The following is a 16,756-nucleotide window of genomic DNA, read 5'->3' as shown; positions in this document are numbered from 1 at the left end:
GTCGACGCTGGGGGGCCAGACCCAGGCAGTGTTCCCGGGGTCGGGTCGTGCTGCATTTCGGTCGTGACGCTGCGGAGTGTGACGGTACCTCCCGCCCCCGTGTCAAACGGGAAAAGCCCGCAACGGCCACTCGAACGGTAACCCGACGAACCCGGTTCCTGCGTCCGGAGTGCCCACCGGCCCGGATGCGTGTATCCGGAGCGCAGCCCCCCGATTACCGGGGGAGAAAAGCGACAGGCGGCCGGATCCGGCCGCTCACACGCGCGTCAGGCACCATGCCCCGACGGCCAGCGCGGTCACCGCGGCGACCCCCGCGATCGTCGCCGATGCGACGGGCCTCACACCCAGCGCGACGGGCCGGCCGTGCCCTACCCGTGTCACGGTCCACACCAGTAGGCCGCCCCCGAACAGGGCGAACACCATTCCCGCGAAGATCGCCGGCCCGCTCTCCATGGTCCCCGTGCCCCTTTTCTCCGTCCGCGAGTGCCCAGCCTCCGCGAGGCTGGCACGCGCGGACGGCTGGGAGGCGAACCCGAGGTGAACGGGGAACCGGCGGGGGCCTGCCCGTGGCTCGTTCCCCCCGGTCCGCCGCCGGTGCCGGGGCGCACCGGGGCGGTTTTCCGCGTCGTCGCACCGGTGCGGAAAACCGCTACGCCGGTTCCAGGAAGCCCTGCTCCACCAGCAGCCGGATCTGCGCGGGCGTGCGATCGCGCAGCGCCACCGGGTCCTCGCCCACCAGCTGGGCGATGGCGTCCAGGATGCGGCCGGCGCTCATGGTGCCGTCGCAGACGCCCGCGAAGCCGGCGCCGACGGTGTCGACCCGGGTGGCCCGGCGCATGCCCCGGTTCTGGCGCAGGACGACGTGCTCCGGGTCCTCGGCGCCGGGCAGGCCGACCTGCTCCTGGACGACCTCTGCGGCCAGCGCGAAGTGTGCCTCGAGCAGGGCCGCGTCGTCGTGGTCCCGCAGGTAGTCGAGACGGGCGAAGTGCGCCCGCACGGTCTCGCCGAGCGGCTGCTCGATCGGGTGCGGCCACTCCTCCGCCGTGATCGACGGCTCCGCGGCCGCCGTCCTGCGCAGCGTGATCCAGCCGAAGCCGACGGCCTTGACCTTGCGCGCCTCGAACTCGTCCAGCCACGCGTCGTAGCGCGCCCGGTACTCGGTCTCGTCACCGCGGTGGTCGCCCGCGTCCCTGAGCCACAGCTCGGCGTACTGCGTGATGTCCTGCACCTCGCGCTGCACGATCCACGCGTCGCAGCCGCGCGGCACCCAGGACCGCAGCCGGTCCGTCCACTCCTCCCCCTCCACGTGCTGCCAGTTGGCGAGGAAGTGCGCGAACCCGCCCTCGTTCAGGCGCTCCCCGGTGAGCTGAACGAGCGTGCGGCACAGATCGTCCCCGCCCATCCCGCCGTCCCGGTAGGTCAGCCTGGCCCGCGGGGAGATCACGAACGGCGGGTTCGACACGATCAGGTCGTAGGTGGCCCCCTCCTCGACCGGCTCGTACAGCGAGCCCTCGCGCAGGTCGGCGGCCGGCGCCCCGGACAGGGCGAGCGTGAGCGCGGTGATGTGCAGGGCGCGCGGGTTGACGTCCGTGGCCGTCACCCGGGTGGCGTGCCGGGCGGCGTGCAGCGCCTGGATGCCGGAGCCGGTGCCGAGGTCGAGGGCGGCGGAGACGGGCGTGCGGACGGTGAGGCCGGCGAGGGTCGTGGAGGCGCCGCCGACGCCGAGGACGACACCCTCGGCGCGGTTGCCGATGCCGCCCGCGCCGCCGACCGCGCAGCCCAGGTCGGACACGATGAACCAGTCCTCGCCGTCGGGCCCGCCGTACGGCCGCACGTCCACGGTGGCCGCCAGCTCGCCGTCGACGGACACGAGCCATCCGCTGCGCAGGCACGCGTCGACGGGCAGGACGTCCGCCACGCGCGCGTGGGGCACCGGCTGCTGGAGGAGGAACAGCCGGACGAGCAGTTCCAGCGGGGTGTCGCCGCGGGTGGCCCGGAGCGCGGGCACGACCTCGCTGCGCGACAGTGCCGCGTAGGCGGGGGCGCCGAGCAGCTCCAGCAGTCCGTCGGCGGTGAAGGACGCCCCGAGCAGGGCGTCCCGCAGCCGCGCGGTGACGTCGGGGCGGTCGGCGGAGGGCAGGGGGGAGAGGCTGGCGTTACTCACTCCCCCATTGTGGCCCGCGCTCCGCCGCGCGCCCGCCGGACGGCGGCCGGTGCACCCGGGCCGCCGTCCCCGCCGTGCCCCGGTGTCAGCTCGTGGCCACCGGTACCGACGGGGTCGCCGACTTGCAGCTGGGCTGCTGGGCCATCGCCTTGCCGACGTCGCCCTCCTCGAGGGTCTTCAGCGCGTCGCTGCCGGACTTGCTGAGCTTGTTCAGCTCGGTGGCGACGTCCTTGAGGCCGTCGGCGAACTTCGCCTGGTCCTTGGTGTCGAGCTTCTCCATCTGCGTCTTCAGGGAGGCGTACGAGGCGGAGAGGCCGTTGAGCTCCTTGACCGCGTCCTGCTGCTTCTTCTCGCCGTTCTCGACGTCCGGCGCCCCGGCCTTCTGGACCGTGGCGGCCATCGCCTTGTAGGCGTCGGACATGTCCTGGAAGGCCTTCGCGTCGGTCTTCTGGACCTGCTCCGGAGTGCTGTTGTCCGAGGTCTCCTTCTGGATGGCGGCATTGGCGGACTCGATCTTCTTCGCCTGCGGCTGCACCCCGTCGCAGACCTGCTTGGCCCAGGAGTCCAGCTTGTCGTCGCCGTCGTCGCTGCTGCATCCCGTCAGCGCCAGTACCAGTACCGCACCGCCGGACAGTGCGGCCGCGAGCTTCTTGTTCACCGGATTGGTCCCTTCCATGGCTCTCGGCCCCGGAACATACACGCCGGACGGGGGACGTTCGCAGGACGAGCATCCGTTAAGACCGTATTGAAGCCATTTGCACCAAGAGAGAGAAGGCTCACGCGAGAGCGCGCGGACGCACCGCACGGGCGGGCGACGCGTCAGTACGCGCCGCCCGCCTGTGTGTTGAGCGGGACCGCCTGCCGCCGCCGGATCCGGCGGCTACGAAACCACCGCCGGATCGGGCGACTTGGGCTCCTGCCCGGCGTTGTCCTCGTCACCCACCGCGATGCCGCGCCGCTTGGACACGTACACCGCCGCCGCGATGACGACGAAGGCGACGACCGCGACCAGCACCCGCACGCCTACGCTCCGGTCGGCGCCGTAGGAGAACTTGATGACCGCCGGCGCGATGAGCAGCGCCACCAGGTTCATGACCTTCAGCAGCGGGTTGATGGCGGGACCCGCGGTGTCCTTGAAGGGGTCGCCGACCGTGTCGCCGATGACGGTGGCCTCGTGGGCGTCGCTGCCCTTGCCCCCGTGGTGACCGTCCTCGACGAGTTTCTTGGCGTTGTCCCAGGCGCCACCGGAGTTGGCGAGGAACACCGCCATCAGCGTGCCCGCGCCGATCGCGCCCGCCAGGAACGCGCCGAGCGCGCCGACGCCGAGCGTGAACCCGATGAAGATGGGCGCCAGCACCGCGAGGAGCCCGGGCGTGGCGAGTTCGCGCAGGGCGTCCCTGGTGCAGATGTCGACGACCTTGCCGTACTCCGGCGTCTCGGTGTGGTTCATGATGCCGGGCTTCTCCCGGAACTGCCGCCGCACCTCGAAGACCACCGAACCCGCCGACCGCGACACCGCGTTGATCGCCAGCCCCGAGAAGAGGAAGACGACCGCCGCGCCCGCGATCAGCCCGACCAGGTTGTTGGGCTGCGAGATGTCCATCATCAGGCTCATCGGCGCACCGTCGCCGCTGAGTCTCTCGCCCACGTCCCGCGCACCGGTGGTGATGGCGTCGCGGTACGAACCGAACAGTGCCGAGGCCGCGAGGACGGCCGTGGCGATGGCGATGCCCTTGGTGATGGCCTTGGTGGTGTTGCCGACGGCGTCCAGGTTGGTGAGCACCTGGGCGCCGGCGCCCTCGACGTCGCCGGACATCTCGGCGATGCCCTGGGCGTTGTCGGAAACCGGACCGAAGGTGTCCATGGCGACGATGACGCCGACCGTGGTGAGCAGGCCGGTTCCGGCCAGCGCCACCGCGAACAGCGCCAGCATGATCGACGTGCCGCCGAGCAGGAAGGCCCCGTAGACGCCGAGGCCGATCAGCAGGGCGGTGTAGACGGCGGATTCCAGGCCGATGGAGATGCCGGCGAGGACGACGGTGGCGGGACCGGTGAGCGAGGTCTTGCCGATGTCCCTGACGGGCCGCCGGGTGGTCTCGGTGAAGTAACCGGTGAGCTGCTGGATCAGGGCGGCCAGCACGATGCCGATCGCCACGGCGACGAGCGCGAGGATCCGCGGGTCGCCGCCCCTGCCGGCGATGGCGGCGTCGGTGACGCCGTCCAGGTCGGCGTACGAGCCGGGGAGGTAGACGAAGACGGCCACCGCCACCAGCACCAGCGAGATCACCGCGGAGACGAAGAAGCCCCGGTTGATCGCGCTCATGCCGCTGCGGTCGGCCCGCCGGGGCGCCACCGCGAAGATGCCGATCATGGCGGTGAGCACGCCGATGGCCGGCACGAGCAGCGGGAAGGCCAGCCCCGCGTCGCCGAAGGCCACCTTGCCGAGGATCAGCGCGGCCACCAGTGTCACGGCGTACGACTCGAAGAGGTCGGCCGCCATGCCCGCGCAGTCGCCGACGTTGTCGCCCACGTTGTCGGCGATGGTGGCGGCGTTGCGCGGATCGTCCTCCGGGATGCCCTGCTCGACCTTGCCGACCAGGTCGGCGCCGACGTCGGCGGCCTTGGTGAAGATGCCGCCGCCGACCCGCATGAACATCGCGATCAGCGCGGCGCCGAGGCCGAAGCCCTCCAGCACCTTCGGCGCGTCGGCCGCGTACACCAGCACCACGCAGGAGGCGCCCAGGAGGCCGAGTCCCACCGTGAACATGCCGACGACGCCGCCCGTGCGAAATGCGATCTTCATCGCTTTGTGCGAGACGAGGGTGAGATCCTTTTCCGGTTCACCCGGGCCCGGTGTCGCTTCCCGCGCCGCCGCGGCGACGCGCACATTGCTGCGCACGGCGAGCCACATGCCGATATAGCCGGTGGCCGCCGAGAATGCCGCGCCGATCAGGAAGAAGACCGATCGTCCGGCACGCTGACTCCAGTCGTCCGCGGGCAGCAGCATGAGCAGGAAGAACACGACGACGGCGAATACGCCGAGCGTGCGCAACTGCCGGGCCAGATAGGCGTTCGCGCCTTCCTGGACGGCAGCCGCGATCTTCTTCATGCTCTCGGTTCCCTCGCCTGCCGCGAGCACCTGGCGCACCAGGATTCCCGCGAGCACCAGCGCGGCCAGCGCGACGACCGCGATGACCGCGACCAGGGCGCGGTTTCCGTCGGTCAGTACGGCGGCGGCGACGGTCGAGGCATCGCCCAACTGATGAGGGGTGGAAAGCTCCGCCATTCGTCCTCCTTGACGCTTGGGCTGAGCTCAAGATGTGGACGGGATTGTAGGTACCGGAACCTGATCAAAACAGTGCACGACAAATGGAATTGACCTGTCAACCGGAAGGACCCCGGACGTAGTAATGCCCCTTCGGCATTAACGCCGTGATCCTTTCACCTGATCCTTTTTCGCGCGATTGATCGTGAATGAATTCACCTGACTCCCGCACGGCACCACTGTATGCACGGCCCGCATCTTCCGCACATGACGAAGGGCCCTACGAGGTAGGGCCCTTCGGGTGATGCGAGTGTCAGACGGGCGGCAGCACCACGGTCGCGGTCGGCCACGTCATACGGATCAGTCCGCCGTCCTCGCCGGCCGAGACCTCCACGTCGTCGACGAGGCCGCTGATGACCGCGAGGCCCATCTCGTCCTCCTCGGCCTCCACGTCGTCGCCGGCGCCCCGGCCCGCGGCCCCGGGCACCGCGTGCGGCGCCTTGTCGCCGACCTCGATGGAGAACTGCTTCTCCTCCTCGATCAGCGACACGTGGACCGGCGCGGTGATGCCGACGTGCTGATGCAGGCCCACGGCCCGGGTGCAGGCCTCGCCGACGGCGAGCCTGACCTCGTCGAGGACGGCCTCGTCCACTCCGGCCCTGCGTGCCACCGCTGCCGCCACCAGACGGGCGGTGCGGACATGCTCGGGCAGCGCGCTGAAGCGGAGTTCGACGGTGGCCATGCATCCCCCTCGTACTACGGGCGTGCTGTCGAGGGGCCGGGCTGTCGACAGCCCAGCCCCTCCTTGGTTCGGTCGCCCCGGGCGCTGGCCCGGGGGACGGTCGTCAGTCGGTGGCCGCCACCGCTTCCTCGACCGAGGTGTGAATGGGGAACACCTTGGTGAGGCCGGTGATACGGAAGATCTTGAGAATGCGCTCCTGGTTGCAGACCAGGCGCAGCGAGCCCTCATGGGCGCGCACGCGCTTCAGTCCGCCGACCAGCACGCCGAGCCCGGTGGAGTCGAGGAAGTCCACGCCCTCCATATCGACGACGAGGTGGAAACTCCCGTCGTTCACCAGCTCGACCAGCTGCTCGCGCAGCTTGGGCGCGGTGTATACGTCAATTTCGCCACCGACCTCGACGACCGTACGATCGCCGACGGTACGGGTCGACAGGGACAGGTCCACGGATCCTCCAGCACCTTGCTATCGAGCGGTCGTCCCTCGGGACACCTCGGCTTGAAGCTCCCAGGACGGTTCGCCAGCCGCGATGGCATTCAATCACTTACCGGCAGGCGTGCACGACGCCTTGGTCCCATTGTCCGTCACGCCAGTGACACACTCGGTGCCGATGGCCACGAATCACCGATCCGATCGAACCCCGGCGGGGCCCGGCTCCCGGCCGGATCCGGGCACGCTCCTGGACCGGCTCGCCGCGGGACCGAACCGGGCTGCGCGCATCACTCATACGGAGCACTTGCCCCCGCGTGCGGGCCGTCATGCCCTCTGGCCGGACCGGATTCGCCCGGAGGTCGTCGCGGCGGTGCGGGACGCGGGCATCGAGCACCCCTGGGCCCACCAGGCACGGGCCGCGGAACACGCCCTGGACGGCGATTCGGTGGTCGTCGCCACCGGCACCGCCTCCGGCAAGTCCCTGGCCTACCTCGTGCCGGTCCTGTCGACGCTCCTGGACGGCTCCGAGGCCCCGAACGGGCGGGGCGCCACCGCCCTCTACCTGGCTCCGACCAAGGCGCTGGCCGCCGATCAGTGCCGGTCCGTGAAGGAACTCGCACAACCACTGGGCACATCTGTGCGAGCCGCCGTGTACGACGGCGACACGCCGTTCGAGGAACGCGAGTGGATCCGCCAGTACGCCACCTACGTCCTCACCAATCCGGACATGCTGCACCGCGCGATCCTGCCGTCCCACCCCCGCTGGTCCTCCTTCCTGAAGTCGCTGAGGTACGTCGTCGTCGACGAGTGCCACACCTACCGCGGCGTCTTCGGCTCGCACGTCGCCCAGGTGCTGCGCAGACTGCGCCGGCTGTGCGCCCGCTACGGCGCGTCGCCCGTGTTCCTGCTGGCCTCCGCCACCGCCGCCGAGCCCTCGGTGGCGGCCCGCCGGCTCACCGGGCTGCCGGTGGTCGAGGTCGCCGACGACGCCTCGCCCCGCGGTGAACTGGTGTTCGCCCTCTGGGAACCGCCCCTGACCGAACTGGAGGGCGAGAAGGGCGCGCCGGTCCGCCGCACCGCCACCGCCGAGGCCGCCGACCTGCTCACCGACCTCACCGTGCAGGGCATGCGCTCGATCACCTTCGTACGCTCCCGGCGCGGCGCCGAGCTGATCTCGGTGATCGCCCAGGAACGCCTGGCCGAGGTCGACCGCTCACTGACCCGGCGGGTCGCGGCCTACCGCGGCGGCTACCTCCCCGAGGAGCGCCGCGCCCTGGAACGCGCCCTGCACTCGGGCGAACTCCTCGGGCTCGCGGCGACGAACGCCCTCGAGCTCGGTGTCGACATCTCCGGCCTGGACGCCGTGGTCATCGCCGGCTACCCGGGCACCCGGGCGTCGCTGTGGCAGCAGGCCGGACGCGCGGGCCGGTCGGGGCAGGGGGCGCTGGCGGTGCTGGTCGCCCGGGACGACCCGCTGGACACCTTCCTCGTCCACCACCCGGAGGCCCTGTTCGACCAGCCCGTGGAGTCCACGGTCCTCGACCCCGACAACCCCTACGTCCTCGCCCCCCACCTGTGCGCCGCCGCGGCCGAGCTGCCCCTGACGGAGGACGACCTGAAGCTCTTCGGCCCCGCCTGCGAGGAGCTGCTCCCCCAGCTGGAGGCGGCGAAGCTGCTGCGCCGCCGGACCCGGGCCTGGCACTGGACGCGCCGTGAGCGGGCCGCCGACCTGACCGACATCCGCGGGGAGGGCGGACGTCCGGTCCAGGTCGTCGAGGCCGGGACGGGCAGGCTGCTGGGCACGGTCGACGCCGGCGCCGCCCACACGTCCGTCCACGAGGGCGCCGTCCACCTCCACCAGGGCCGCACGTATCTCGTGCGTTCGCTGGACCTGGAGGACTCCGTCGCCCTGGTGGAGCAGGCCACGCCGTCGTACTCCACGGTCGCCCGCGACACGACGTCGATCTCCGTCCTCCGGACCGACCTCGAGGTCCCGTGGGGCGACGGACGCCTGTGCCTCGGCTCCGTCGAGGTCACCAACCAAGTGGTCTCCTTCCTGCGCCGGCGGCTGATCACCGGCGAGGTCTTGGGTGAGACGAAGCTCGACCTCCCTCCCCGGACGCTGCGCACGCGTGCGGTGTGGTGGACCGTGACCGAGGACCAGCTGGACGAGGCCCGGATCAACCCGGAGATCCTCGGTGGCGCCCTGCACGCCGCCGAGCACGCGTCGATCGGCATGCTGCCCCTGTTCGCCACGTGCGACCGCTGGGACATCGGTGGCGTGTCGGTGCCGCTGCACCCGGACACACTGCTGCCGACGGTCTTCGTGTACGACGGCCATCCGGGTGGTGCTGGCTTTTCGGAGCGCGCCTTCCACACGGCCCGGGCGTGGCTCACGGCCACCTGGGAGGCCATCGCCTCCTGCGAGTGCGACGCGGGCTGCCCGTCCTGCATCCAGTCCCCGAAGTGCGGCAACGGCAACGATCCGCTGCACAAGCGGGGGGCCGTACGGCTGCTCACGGTGCTGCTGCGAGGAGCAACGGAGGCGGCGCCGGGGACGGAGGGTCGGTAGGCGCGTCAGGCGCGGCGCCCAGCCACGCCGTCGCGGCGCCTCGCCACTCCACCGCGGCGTCACGGGGCCGGTCTCGGCCCAGTCCCCGGGTCCGGTTCCGCAGGGCCGGCCCGGGCCCGGACCTCCGCCCCGAAAGGGCCTCGGCCCGACGCCGCGGTCACGTCGGAGACCTGGCCGGTCAGGACGCACCGCACCAGCCGCGTGTTTTGGGCCCGCGCGATCCGGTCCGCGTGGGCACACGCCGCCGGGCCGCCCAGCGACCAGTGGTCGGCCGCCGCCAGCGCCGCGAGGTCGGCCCCGCCGGCCGCACGGTGCCGGGCCGCGACGGCCTGCCCCAGAGCCAGCACGATGCCGAACACGAGGCACAGGACGGCGATCGCGCCGACACTCCAGACGGTGGCGGATCCCCGGTCGGAACCCTCCAGGGCGTGCCGGACGGCCGCCCGGCGGGACGAGAAGCCACCGCTCATGGCCTGGCCCCCGTCGGCGCGTCCGCCGTCCGGCCCGGGACCGCGTCCGCTGCCGGGCCCCCTGCCGGATCGGCCGGCGTCCCACCCGTGCGGGCCACGGCCGGGCCGGCCGCTCGCTCGACCGAGGCGACGGCCTCCTCCCGTACCTCGAAGGGCAGGCCGTGCAGTACCGGCGGTGCGGCCACGACCACCACACGGACCCGGTCCGCCTCCCGGGCGACGGTGACCCGCGCACCGTGCGGCGCCGCTTCCCGGGCGACCTGGACGACCGCGTCGGCCGGGTCCTGCCGGGCCGCCGCGCGAGCTCCCGTGCGGGCGGCGTCCACGCACTGGATCTGGGCGGCCACGACCAGCAGACCCCACACCAGCGCCATCGCGAACGCCACCAGCACCGGCAGCACCACGGCGGTCTCGGCCGTCACGAACCCCCCGTCGGCTCTCCAACGGGCTTCCCGCCCCGCCGACCGCTCACATCCGCGCATCGAGCGCCCGCTTCACGATGCCCTGGAGCTCCGCGCTGACCGCCCCGCTCGTCACCACCTTGTAGAGCACCACGGCGAACGCCACCGCCGCGACGATGCCCATCGCGTACTCCGAAGTGACCATTCCCGCGTCCCGCCGCGGCCCGGCCTGCCGCCGCGCCGCGCGTACTGCGCACACCAGGGCACGCAGCCATGGCCGTACCGATCGATTCATCACAACCCCCGTGAGGTTCGGTTCCGTCGTTCACTCGCTCGTCCGTCGGTTCACTCGCTCGCCGGCGCCACGCCGTCGCCCTCCGCTCCCGTCACCCACCACCTCCTCCGCCGCCCAGCACCCCGCCCGCGAGGCCGATCACCACCGGCGCCACGCCCACCGCGACGAAGGCGGGCAGGAAGCACAGCCCCACCGGCGCGGTGACCATGACGGCCGCCCGGCGGGCCCGGACCGTCGTGGCCCGTGCCCGGTCGGCGCGGGCCTGGGCGGCGAGCCGGGCGACCGGTCCGGCGGCGGGCATGCCGGACACGTCGGCGCGCTCCAGCAGCCGCGCCAAGGACGCGGCGTCCGGCAACGCGGCCAGCCCGCGCCAGGCACCGCCCGGCTCACCACCGAGCCGGACTTCCGCGGCGCCACGCGCCAGCGCGTCCCCGACCGGTCCGCCGAGGGCGTCGCCGACGGCCTGGGCCGCGACCACCGGGCCGGCCCCTGCCGCCACGCACGCCGCCAGCAGATCGGCCGCCAAGGGCAGTTGGCGGGCGGCCTCCACGGCGGTGGTCTCCTCCGCGGCCGATCCGGCGGCCGGTCGTTTCGCATTCCAACGCCACAGCGCTGCCGCCGCGGTCAGCCCCACCACGACACCGATCACGCCGCCCACCAGGGCCCATCCGGCGCCCACCGTCCCCACCAGGGGCAGCCACCTGCGCGCGGCGTCCAGTACCTCGCCGCCCCGTGGGCCGGCCCGGGCCCGCTCGGGGACCATCAGCGCCGCGAGCCGCTTGCGCACCGCACGCTCCCGCCGCACGGCGCCGGCCCGGCCCACCAGCCACCCGGCGAGCAACACCACCCCCAACACCGTCCCCAGCCTGTGGGCGACGTCCCCGTTCACGCCGCCGCCTCCGCGCCTCGCACGATCCGGGACACCCACCACAGTCCGAGGCCCTCCAGCACCGCGCCGGCCAGCAGGCACCCCAGTCCTCCTCCGGTGTGCAGCAGGACGTGCAACGGGTCGGAGCCGAGGGCGACACCGAGCAGGAGGCCCAGCACCGGCAGGCCGGCCAGCATCACCGCCGTGGCGCGGGCGCCCGCCAACTGGGCGCGCAGGTCGGCCCGCTGGTCCCGCTCGGCGCGCAGTGCGGCCTCCAGCCGCTCGAGCCCCGCCGCGAGCCCGGCGCCCTGGTCGACGGCCACCCGCCAGCAGGCCGCGAGGCCGCGCAGTCCGTCGGCGCCCGGTCGGTGTGCCGTCGCCGCGAGGGCGGCCGGGACGTCCCCGCCGAACCTGGCCGCCGCCAGTACCGCCGCCTGCGCGTCACCGAGTCCTCCGGGGTCGTGCGCTGCGCACAGCAGTGCCTCCCCCGGCTGCCGGCCCGCCCGCACCTCGCCCGCGAGCACGCCGCACAGTGCGATGACCGCGTCCTGCCGGTGTTCCCGGTCCCGTCGGTCCCGGCCGGCCAGCCGTACGCGCCGCAGCACCGGCACTCCGGCCGCTCCCGCGACGACCGGAAGCACCGAGGCGCCCAGTACCGCCAGCACCAGCCCGGCCGCCAAGGACCACCACTCGCCCCGCAGCCGACCGCGTACCTGCCGCAGCCCGTCCGTCACCCGCCTCACCGTGGGCGGCCCGGTCCCGGCCGTCCCGCCTCCCCGGAGCAGCAGGCGCGCGCGCCGTGCCCCGGTGTGCCACCCGACCGTCAGCCGGGCGCCCGCGACCAGGCACGCCAGGGCGGCGGCCGTCGTCAGTTCACCTGTTCCCGTCATCGGTTGGCCTCCCTTCCAGATGCCGCGCTCCGAGTCCTTCGCCGCGCAGCAGTTCCCGCAGCCGCTCCCACCCGCGCTCGGCAACGAACGCCTCCGCGCCCCACCGCAGTGCCGGGACCGTCCTCACCAGGCCCGACGGGTCCCGTTCCAGCACGTGCACTTCGGCGATGCGACGCCGTCCCGCCCGGTCCCGCACCAGGTGCAGGACGACCGACAGGGCCGCCGCCAACTGGCTGTGCAGGGCTGCCCGGTCCAGTCCGGCGGCGGTGCCGAGTGCCTCCAGCCGGGCGGGTACGTCGGCGGCGGCGTTGGCGTGCACGGTCCCGCAGCCGCCCGCGTGGCCGGTGTTCAGGGCGGCGAGCAGATGCACCACTTCGGGTCCGCGCACCTCGCCGACGACCAGCCGGTCCGGCCGCATCCGCAGGGCCTGCCGCACCAGGTCCTCCAGGCTGACCAGGCCCGCGCCCTCCTGGTTGGCGGATCTGGTCTCCAGGCGGACGACGTGCGGGTGGTCCGGCCGCAGCTCCGCCGAGTCCTCGGCGAGCACGATCCGCTCACCGGGGCCGACCAGCCCGAGCAGCGCGCTCAGCAGCGTTGTCTTGCCGCTGCCGGTGCCGCCGCTGACGAGGAAGGAGAGCCGAGCCCGCAGGAGCGCCCGCAGCACCCGGTCCCCGCCGGGGGGCACGGTGCCCGCCGCCGTCAGCTCGTCGAGCGTGAAGGCGCGCGGCCGCACCACCCGCAGCGAGAGGCATGTGCAGCCGACGGCCACCGGGGGTTGCCGACCACCTTGGTAGCTAGCGAAACCCCCAGGTGAAAGCGGGTGCCGCTATGAAGCCGCAAGTCGATCTGTACGTACGCAAGTCGAAGCGCGTCAGCGCAGGAACCGACGCCCTCAGCATCCGCGCCCAGGAAGACCGGGGCCGACGCTGGGCAGACCAAAACGGCTACGGCGTCCGGAAGGTGTGGCGGGAAAACGAATCCGCCTTCCGCGCCGTCGAGCGTCCCGAATTCGAAAAGGCGCTTGCCGCCGTTCTCAGCGACGAAGTACCCGCACTGTGGTGCTTCGCAATGGACCGCTTCAGCCGTAAGGGCGCGCGCAGCGTCATTGATCTTCTCGACTCCGGAAAGCGCGTCGTCTTCGATTACGAAGACCTTGACACGTCCCGCAAGCGTGACCGGCGTTGGATCATTCAGCGCGCGGAAGACGCCTTCGAGTACAGCGACCGACTTTCGTACAACGTCCGCACCACGAAAGAGCGGCAGCGCACAGAGGGCAAGTGGCTTGCGCGTCCGCCGTACGGGTGGACCGTCGACAAGAACCGGAAGCTTCACAACAAGCCGAAGACGTGGCCCATTGTCGAGCGCATCTACGCGGAAGCTGAAGCTGGGTCGAGCACGCGCGTAATCGCGAAGGGGCTGAACGCTGACAAGATTCCCGGTCCGGGCGGCGGCAAGTGGCACAGCGCGACCGTGCGTCAAATCGTCCACCACCCGGTTCACGAAGGGTGGTTGACTGTCAGCGTGAAGAAGACAACGCCGGTCGCCTACCTGAACGACGGCAAGCGGGTGCGGTGCGCAGCGAAGGACGAAGCCACCATTCCCGCCGACAAGGCAGCGCGCGCACGCCGGGTGATCTCCGGATTCCAGCTTGCCGCCAATCCTGAAGCGCCCCGTCGTGGCCGTGCTGAAACAACCATGGTCGGACTCTGCGTGTGCGCCGGGTGCGGGTACAACATGGCGCGTAGTGGCGGCTCATTGCTGTGCAATCAGCAGCGTTCCGGCATTGCCTGCCCGGCGCCCGCTTCAGTGAGCATTACCGCAATCGAAAGCTATGTGGTCGACGCGTGGTCGGCACGCCTGGGCGCATCCGACGCGGAAGACGCGCTTCTCGGAATCGTCGCTGACCGGTATGCGGCACTGAACGCGCCCCAGGAAACGGCAGCGATCAGCGAAGCGAAAGCGGCACTGCGGGGCGTCGAGCAAGAGGCAAAGCAACTTGCCGCCGACTACAAGGCCGGAATGTTCAATGGCGCCCTTCGCGTCCACTTCGCGAACCTTGCCGCTGATCTCGACTTGCGGAAGGCGGAAGCTGAAGAACGGTTGTCGGCGCTGGAAAGCCCGCGCGTCGATATCACGTTCCTTCTCGAAGGCTTCGCACGGCAGGCGTACGACAACGCGGAACAGTCGACGCGGCGTGACCTTGTGCGGCTCGCCGTCGAGCGGGTGACCGTCACGAAGGCGCCTTACAAGGGCGCCCGGTTCAACGGTGCGGAACGCGTTCGTATCGAGTGGGCGGAGTCGGCAGCGTGAGCGACGAAGAGCGCAAGTTCCTTGCTGCGGAGATCCGTTACACGTCCTTCCGGCTCGACGTCTTGTACCGGCGTCAGCACAAGGGCGACCGCAGCGTGTTGACCCGGCAGAAAGTAGAGCGGCTGGAAGCGCTTCTAGCGGCCTTGCAGGGGCACCCTGAAGCCCTGGGCGCCTAGCCACCCGTACGCCCCTCAGAACGCCACACACGCCCCCGGTTGCCACTACGGAGCCGGGGGCTTCTCTATGCCCGCGTACGGCGCTGTGAGGGGCGCGGAGCTACCGGCGGACGGCGGAGCGCTCAGCGGGGCGGAGACGGGCGCTCAGTGGCTCCGCTGCGGCAGCACGGTGAAGCCGAGAAAGTGACTACTCACGTGAGTAGTCATCCGGCAGTGTGGCGGAGCTGAAGGGATTCCCGCAGGACGTCACCCCTGGGCGGATTACCGGGGCTTCATGGCGGGGCGAGTGTGGTGCCGGTCACGGCGTATGCGCTGGGCGACCCCCCAAATGGGGCAAAAGATTTAGCGCTTCTGTGCGCCTTACTGTCGGAACGGCCGGTCGGCGTCACTTTGGCAACTTCAGCACCACACAGCGAAGAGCGCCGAAACATCGTCTGACCTGGGCTTTCTCTCTCCTGAGTGACGTACTAAGACGAACATTATGTATCTACACATTCACTAAAGAGATCTCATAGGGCAATCAGTAGATGCATTCTGTTCGTCTTAGTACGTCACTCGCCCCGCCTTCCCGCTGTGGCGCTGACTGGGGCAGGTTGCCGACTCCCTTCATATAGATAGAGGCGCTTTACGGCGCCCTTGCTGCGGGACCACCACGCTTTCCCGCCCCATGAACCCGCCGTGTGCCGGTGGCCTTGTGCTCAGGCCAATGCACACACCTCGCCCCTTCCTGGGTTGAGTCGACGTAAGCGTGTGGTGGCGCTGCGTTGATTCCCTGGGAAGGGGCGTTTTTCGTTTCCACCACAGCGAAGGATGCCCCGCCATGCGCACTTGCGCCGACATAGGTTGCAGCAACCCGATTCCCCAAATCGGTGAGCGCGCCACATACGCCAACAAGCGTTTCTGTTCCGATGCCTGCCGGGCGCGGACTTCCCGGCTCACTCGCCTTCAGACGAAGCTGACGAACCTGAAGCTTCCGCTCACGCTGACGTGCCGGAAGTGCGGCGAAAGCGTTGTGCGCGAGTCTGAGGCACAGCGGAGCTGCAACCCGAAGCGAGAGACGGCGTCGCCGGTTTGTCGCGCTGAGGCCGAGCACAAGGCCGCCCAGGACGAAGCCCGCATGGTCGCCAACCGTGAATTCGTTGACGGGTACGGACGCCGCCAGTACTCGATCACTTGCGCCGATCCGATGTGCGGCAGGGAAGCCACTTTCCCGGTACTGCGCGGAAAGCGTCGCCGCTACTGCACTGACAAGTGTTGGAAGCGCGTCTATCAGTCGCGTACTGCCGCTGTGGCGAAGGAGTCGAGCAAGTGACTTCCGCCTACGCGTACGAGAATGCGCACGCCCGTGTGAAGCGGCTTCACGGACCGGCCCGGTATTACCCGTGCGACTTCTGCGGATTGAGCGCTCATGATTGGGCACTTGACTGGGAGTCGCCGGAGATTATCCGAGATCAGAAGTGGCGTGCCTACTCGCCTGATCCCAGCGGGTATATGCCTCTGTGCCGAAAGTGTCACAAGGAATACGACAAGCACGTGAGCCGGTTTGGCGCTGATCCCGTCGAAGTGCTAAAGCTCCGTGATCGGCTTTGGAAAGCCGTAGACAAGGAAACGCGCGCCGCGAATCGGGAACGTCTTCTGTCGTCGTATAAGGCGTATCTGATGTGGACTACGGGCGCCGTCGACATTGTGTTCAAGCGCACGAATACGTTCACGGGCGAAGAGCGAAATTATTAGTGACTTAGGCCACAAGCCGGCTTCGGCCTCAAATGTTTCTCCGAAGGGCGTACGTCATAAACGATGTGCGCCCTTCACCATTCCCGAAGGAAAACAAATGGCCCCCACCATCGAAGCATTCCTGAACGCGCGCACAGCACACGGAAAGAGTCGTTCCGTGCCGCTCGAAATGCTGCGCAACGCGTGCGCCACCTGGGCACGTAAGCACGATGCGCCGTTCCCGGAAATGGGAGCGCTCGAAGATGCCCTGAAGCGTCGCAACGTGCGAATCGTCATGGTCGGCTGGGCGCCGGTCGCGAAGGGGGTCGGGCTTACACGGCCGAAGACTGAAGTGCCGAATCCGGATGCCGCTGAAGCTATGCGCCGGATTGCGGGTGCCCGATGAGCGCTAATCGTGATCAGGTATGGGAATTTCTGCGATCCGAAACGGTGCACGACG

General features: G+C 70.6%; 16 protein-coding genes and 1 pseudogene. 5 read left to right on the top strand and 12 right to left on the bottom strand.

The genetic code is table 11. The features are described from left to right. Window positions 1-255: 255 nt before the first annotated feature. The 6 genes from AC0VYN_RS01470 to bldG all read right to left on the bottom strand — a co-directional run bounded on the left by AC0VYN_RS01470 (window position 256) and on the right by bldG (window position 6,616). The gene (locus AC0VYN_RS01470; protein WP_475534448.1) at window positions 256-453 is read right to left on the bottom strand and encodes a hypothetical protein; all 198 of its coding nucleotides are present in this window, start codon (window positions 451-453) and stop codon (window positions 256-258) included. Between the two features lie 196 nt (window positions 454-649). Next, window positions 650-2,164: a DUF7059 domain-containing protein gene (locus AC0VYN_RS01465; RefSeq protein ID WP_475534447.1), complete on the bottom strand. Its 1,515-nt coding sequence runs from the start codon at window positions 2,162-2,164 to the stop codon at window positions 650-652. Window positions 2,165-2,249: 85 nt separating this feature from the next. Then, a complete protein-coding gene (locus AC0VYN_RS01460; RefSeq protein ID WP_475534446.1) occupies window positions 2,250-2,840 on the bottom strand; it encodes a small secreted protein in 591 nt (196 codons plus the stop codon). A 204-nt stretch (window positions 2,841-3,044) separates the two neighbouring features. Then, the gene (locus AC0VYN_RS01455) at window positions 3,045-5,450 is read right to left on the bottom strand and encodes a sodium-translocating pyrophosphatase (protein WP_475534445.1); all 2,406 of its coding nucleotides are present in this window, start codon (window positions 5,448-5,450) and stop codon (window positions 3,045-3,047) included. A gap of 292 nt (window positions 5,451-5,742) precedes the next feature. Next, entirely contained in the window at window positions 5,743-6,171 is a 429-nt protein-coding gene (locus AC0VYN_RS01450; RefSeq protein ID WP_385461584.1) for an ATP-binding protein, read from the bottom strand. A gap of 103 nt (window positions 6,172-6,274) precedes the next feature. Beyond that, window positions 6,275-6,616: an anti-sigma factor antagonist BldG gene (gene bldG, locus AC0VYN_RS01445; protein ID WP_003975386.1), complete on the bottom strand. Its 342-nt coding sequence runs from the start codon at window positions 6,614-6,616 to the stop codon at window positions 6,275-6,277. Between the two features lie 82 nt (window positions 6,617-6,698). On the opposite strand from bldG, the gene AC0VYN_RS01440 reads away from it, so the two are divergent. Continuing rightward, window positions 6,699-9,173 (top strand): DEAD/DEAH box helicase, encoded by a 2,475-nt coding sequence (locus tag AC0VYN_RS01440; RefSeq protein ID WP_475534444.1) that lies wholly within the window; start codon window positions 6,699-6,701, stop codon window positions 9,171-9,173. A 59-nt stretch (window positions 9,174-9,232) separates the two neighbouring features. Here the strand turns inward: AC0VYN_RS01440 and AC0VYN_RS01435 are convergent, their stop codons facing one another. The 6 genes and pseudogenes from AC0VYN_RS01435 to AC0VYN_RS01410 all read right to left on the bottom strand — a co-directional run. After that, on the bottom strand, window positions 9,233-9,643 hold the full coding sequence (locus AC0VYN_RS01435) for an Rv3654c family TadE-like protein (RefSeq protein ID WP_475534443.1): 411 nt from the start codon (window positions 9,641-9,643) through the stop codon (window positions 9,233-9,235). After that, window positions 9,640-10,125: a TadE family type IV pilus minor pilin gene (locus AC0VYN_RS01430; protein WP_475534442.1), complete on the bottom strand. Its 486-nt coding sequence runs from the start codon at window positions 10,123-10,125 to the stop codon at window positions 9,640-9,642. Before AC0VYN_RS01430 ends, AC0VYN_RS01435 begins: the two co-directional genes overlap by 4 nt. Further along, window positions 10,112-10,339, bottom strand: coding sequence for a DUF4244 domain-containing protein (locus AC0VYN_RS01425; protein ID WP_475534441.1), 228 nt, complete (start codon window positions 10,337-10,339; stop codon window positions 10,112-10,114). Before AC0VYN_RS01425 ends, AC0VYN_RS01430 begins: the two co-directional genes overlap by 14 nt. Window positions 10,340-10,430: 91 nt before the next feature. Continuing rightward, the gene (locus AC0VYN_RS01420) at window positions 10,431-11,228 is read right to left on the bottom strand and encodes a type II secretion system F family protein (RefSeq protein ID WP_475534440.1); all 798 of its coding nucleotides are present in this window, start codon (window positions 11,226-11,228) and stop codon (window positions 10,431-10,433) included. Then, window positions 11,225-12,097, bottom strand: a complete 873-nt coding sequence (locus AC0VYN_RS01415) for a type II secretion system F family protein (RefSeq protein WP_475534439.1) — start codon at window positions 12,095-12,097, stop codon at window positions 11,225-11,227. The genes AC0VYN_RS01420 and AC0VYN_RS01415 overlap by 4 nt, the downstream gene beginning before the upstream one ends. After that, window positions 12,081-12,872 (bottom strand): annotated as a pseudogene (locus AC0VYN_RS01410) (ATPase, T2SS/T4P/T4SS family); the annotation flags it as partial. The pseudogene AC0VYN_RS01410 and the gene AC0VYN_RS01415, both read right to left, overlap by 17 nt. Window positions 12,873-12,925: 53 nt before the next feature. On the opposite strand from AC0VYN_RS01410, the gene AC0VYN_RS01405 reads away from it, so the two are divergent. The 4 genes from AC0VYN_RS01405 to AC0VYN_RS01390 all read left to right on the top strand — a co-directional run bounded on the left by AC0VYN_RS01405 (window position 12,926) and on the right by AC0VYN_RS01390 (window position 16,702). After that, window positions 12,926-14,407: a recombinase family protein gene (locus AC0VYN_RS01405; protein WP_475534438.1), complete on the top strand. Its 1,482-nt coding sequence runs from the start codon at window positions 12,926-12,928 to the stop codon at window positions 14,405-14,407. Further along, entirely contained in the window at window positions 14,404-14,583 is a 180-nt protein-coding gene (locus tag AC0VYN_RS01400) for a hypothetical protein (protein ID WP_475534437.1), read from the top strand. Before AC0VYN_RS01405 ends, AC0VYN_RS01400 begins: the two co-directional genes overlap by 4 nt. An 820-nt stretch (window positions 14,584-15,403) precedes the next feature. Then, on the top strand, window positions 15,404-15,895 hold the full coding sequence (locus tag AC0VYN_RS01395; protein WP_475534436.1) for a hypothetical protein: 492 nt from the start codon (window positions 15,404-15,406) through the stop codon (window positions 15,893-15,895). A 519-nt stretch (window positions 15,896-16,414) separates the two neighbouring features. Continuing rightward, complete coding sequence (locus AC0VYN_RS01390; RefSeq protein WP_475534435.1) at window positions 16,415-16,702, top strand: hypothetical protein; 288 nt, start codon at window positions 16,415-16,417, stop codon at window positions 16,700-16,702. The last annotated feature ends 54 nt before the right edge of the window (window positions 16,703-16,756 follow it).

It is taken from the genome of Streptomyces sp. 63XJN7_1_ISO-PGPR-S23-121 (assembly GCF_056173025.1).
This window is presented reverse-complemented; position numbering and strand designations above follow the sequence as displayed.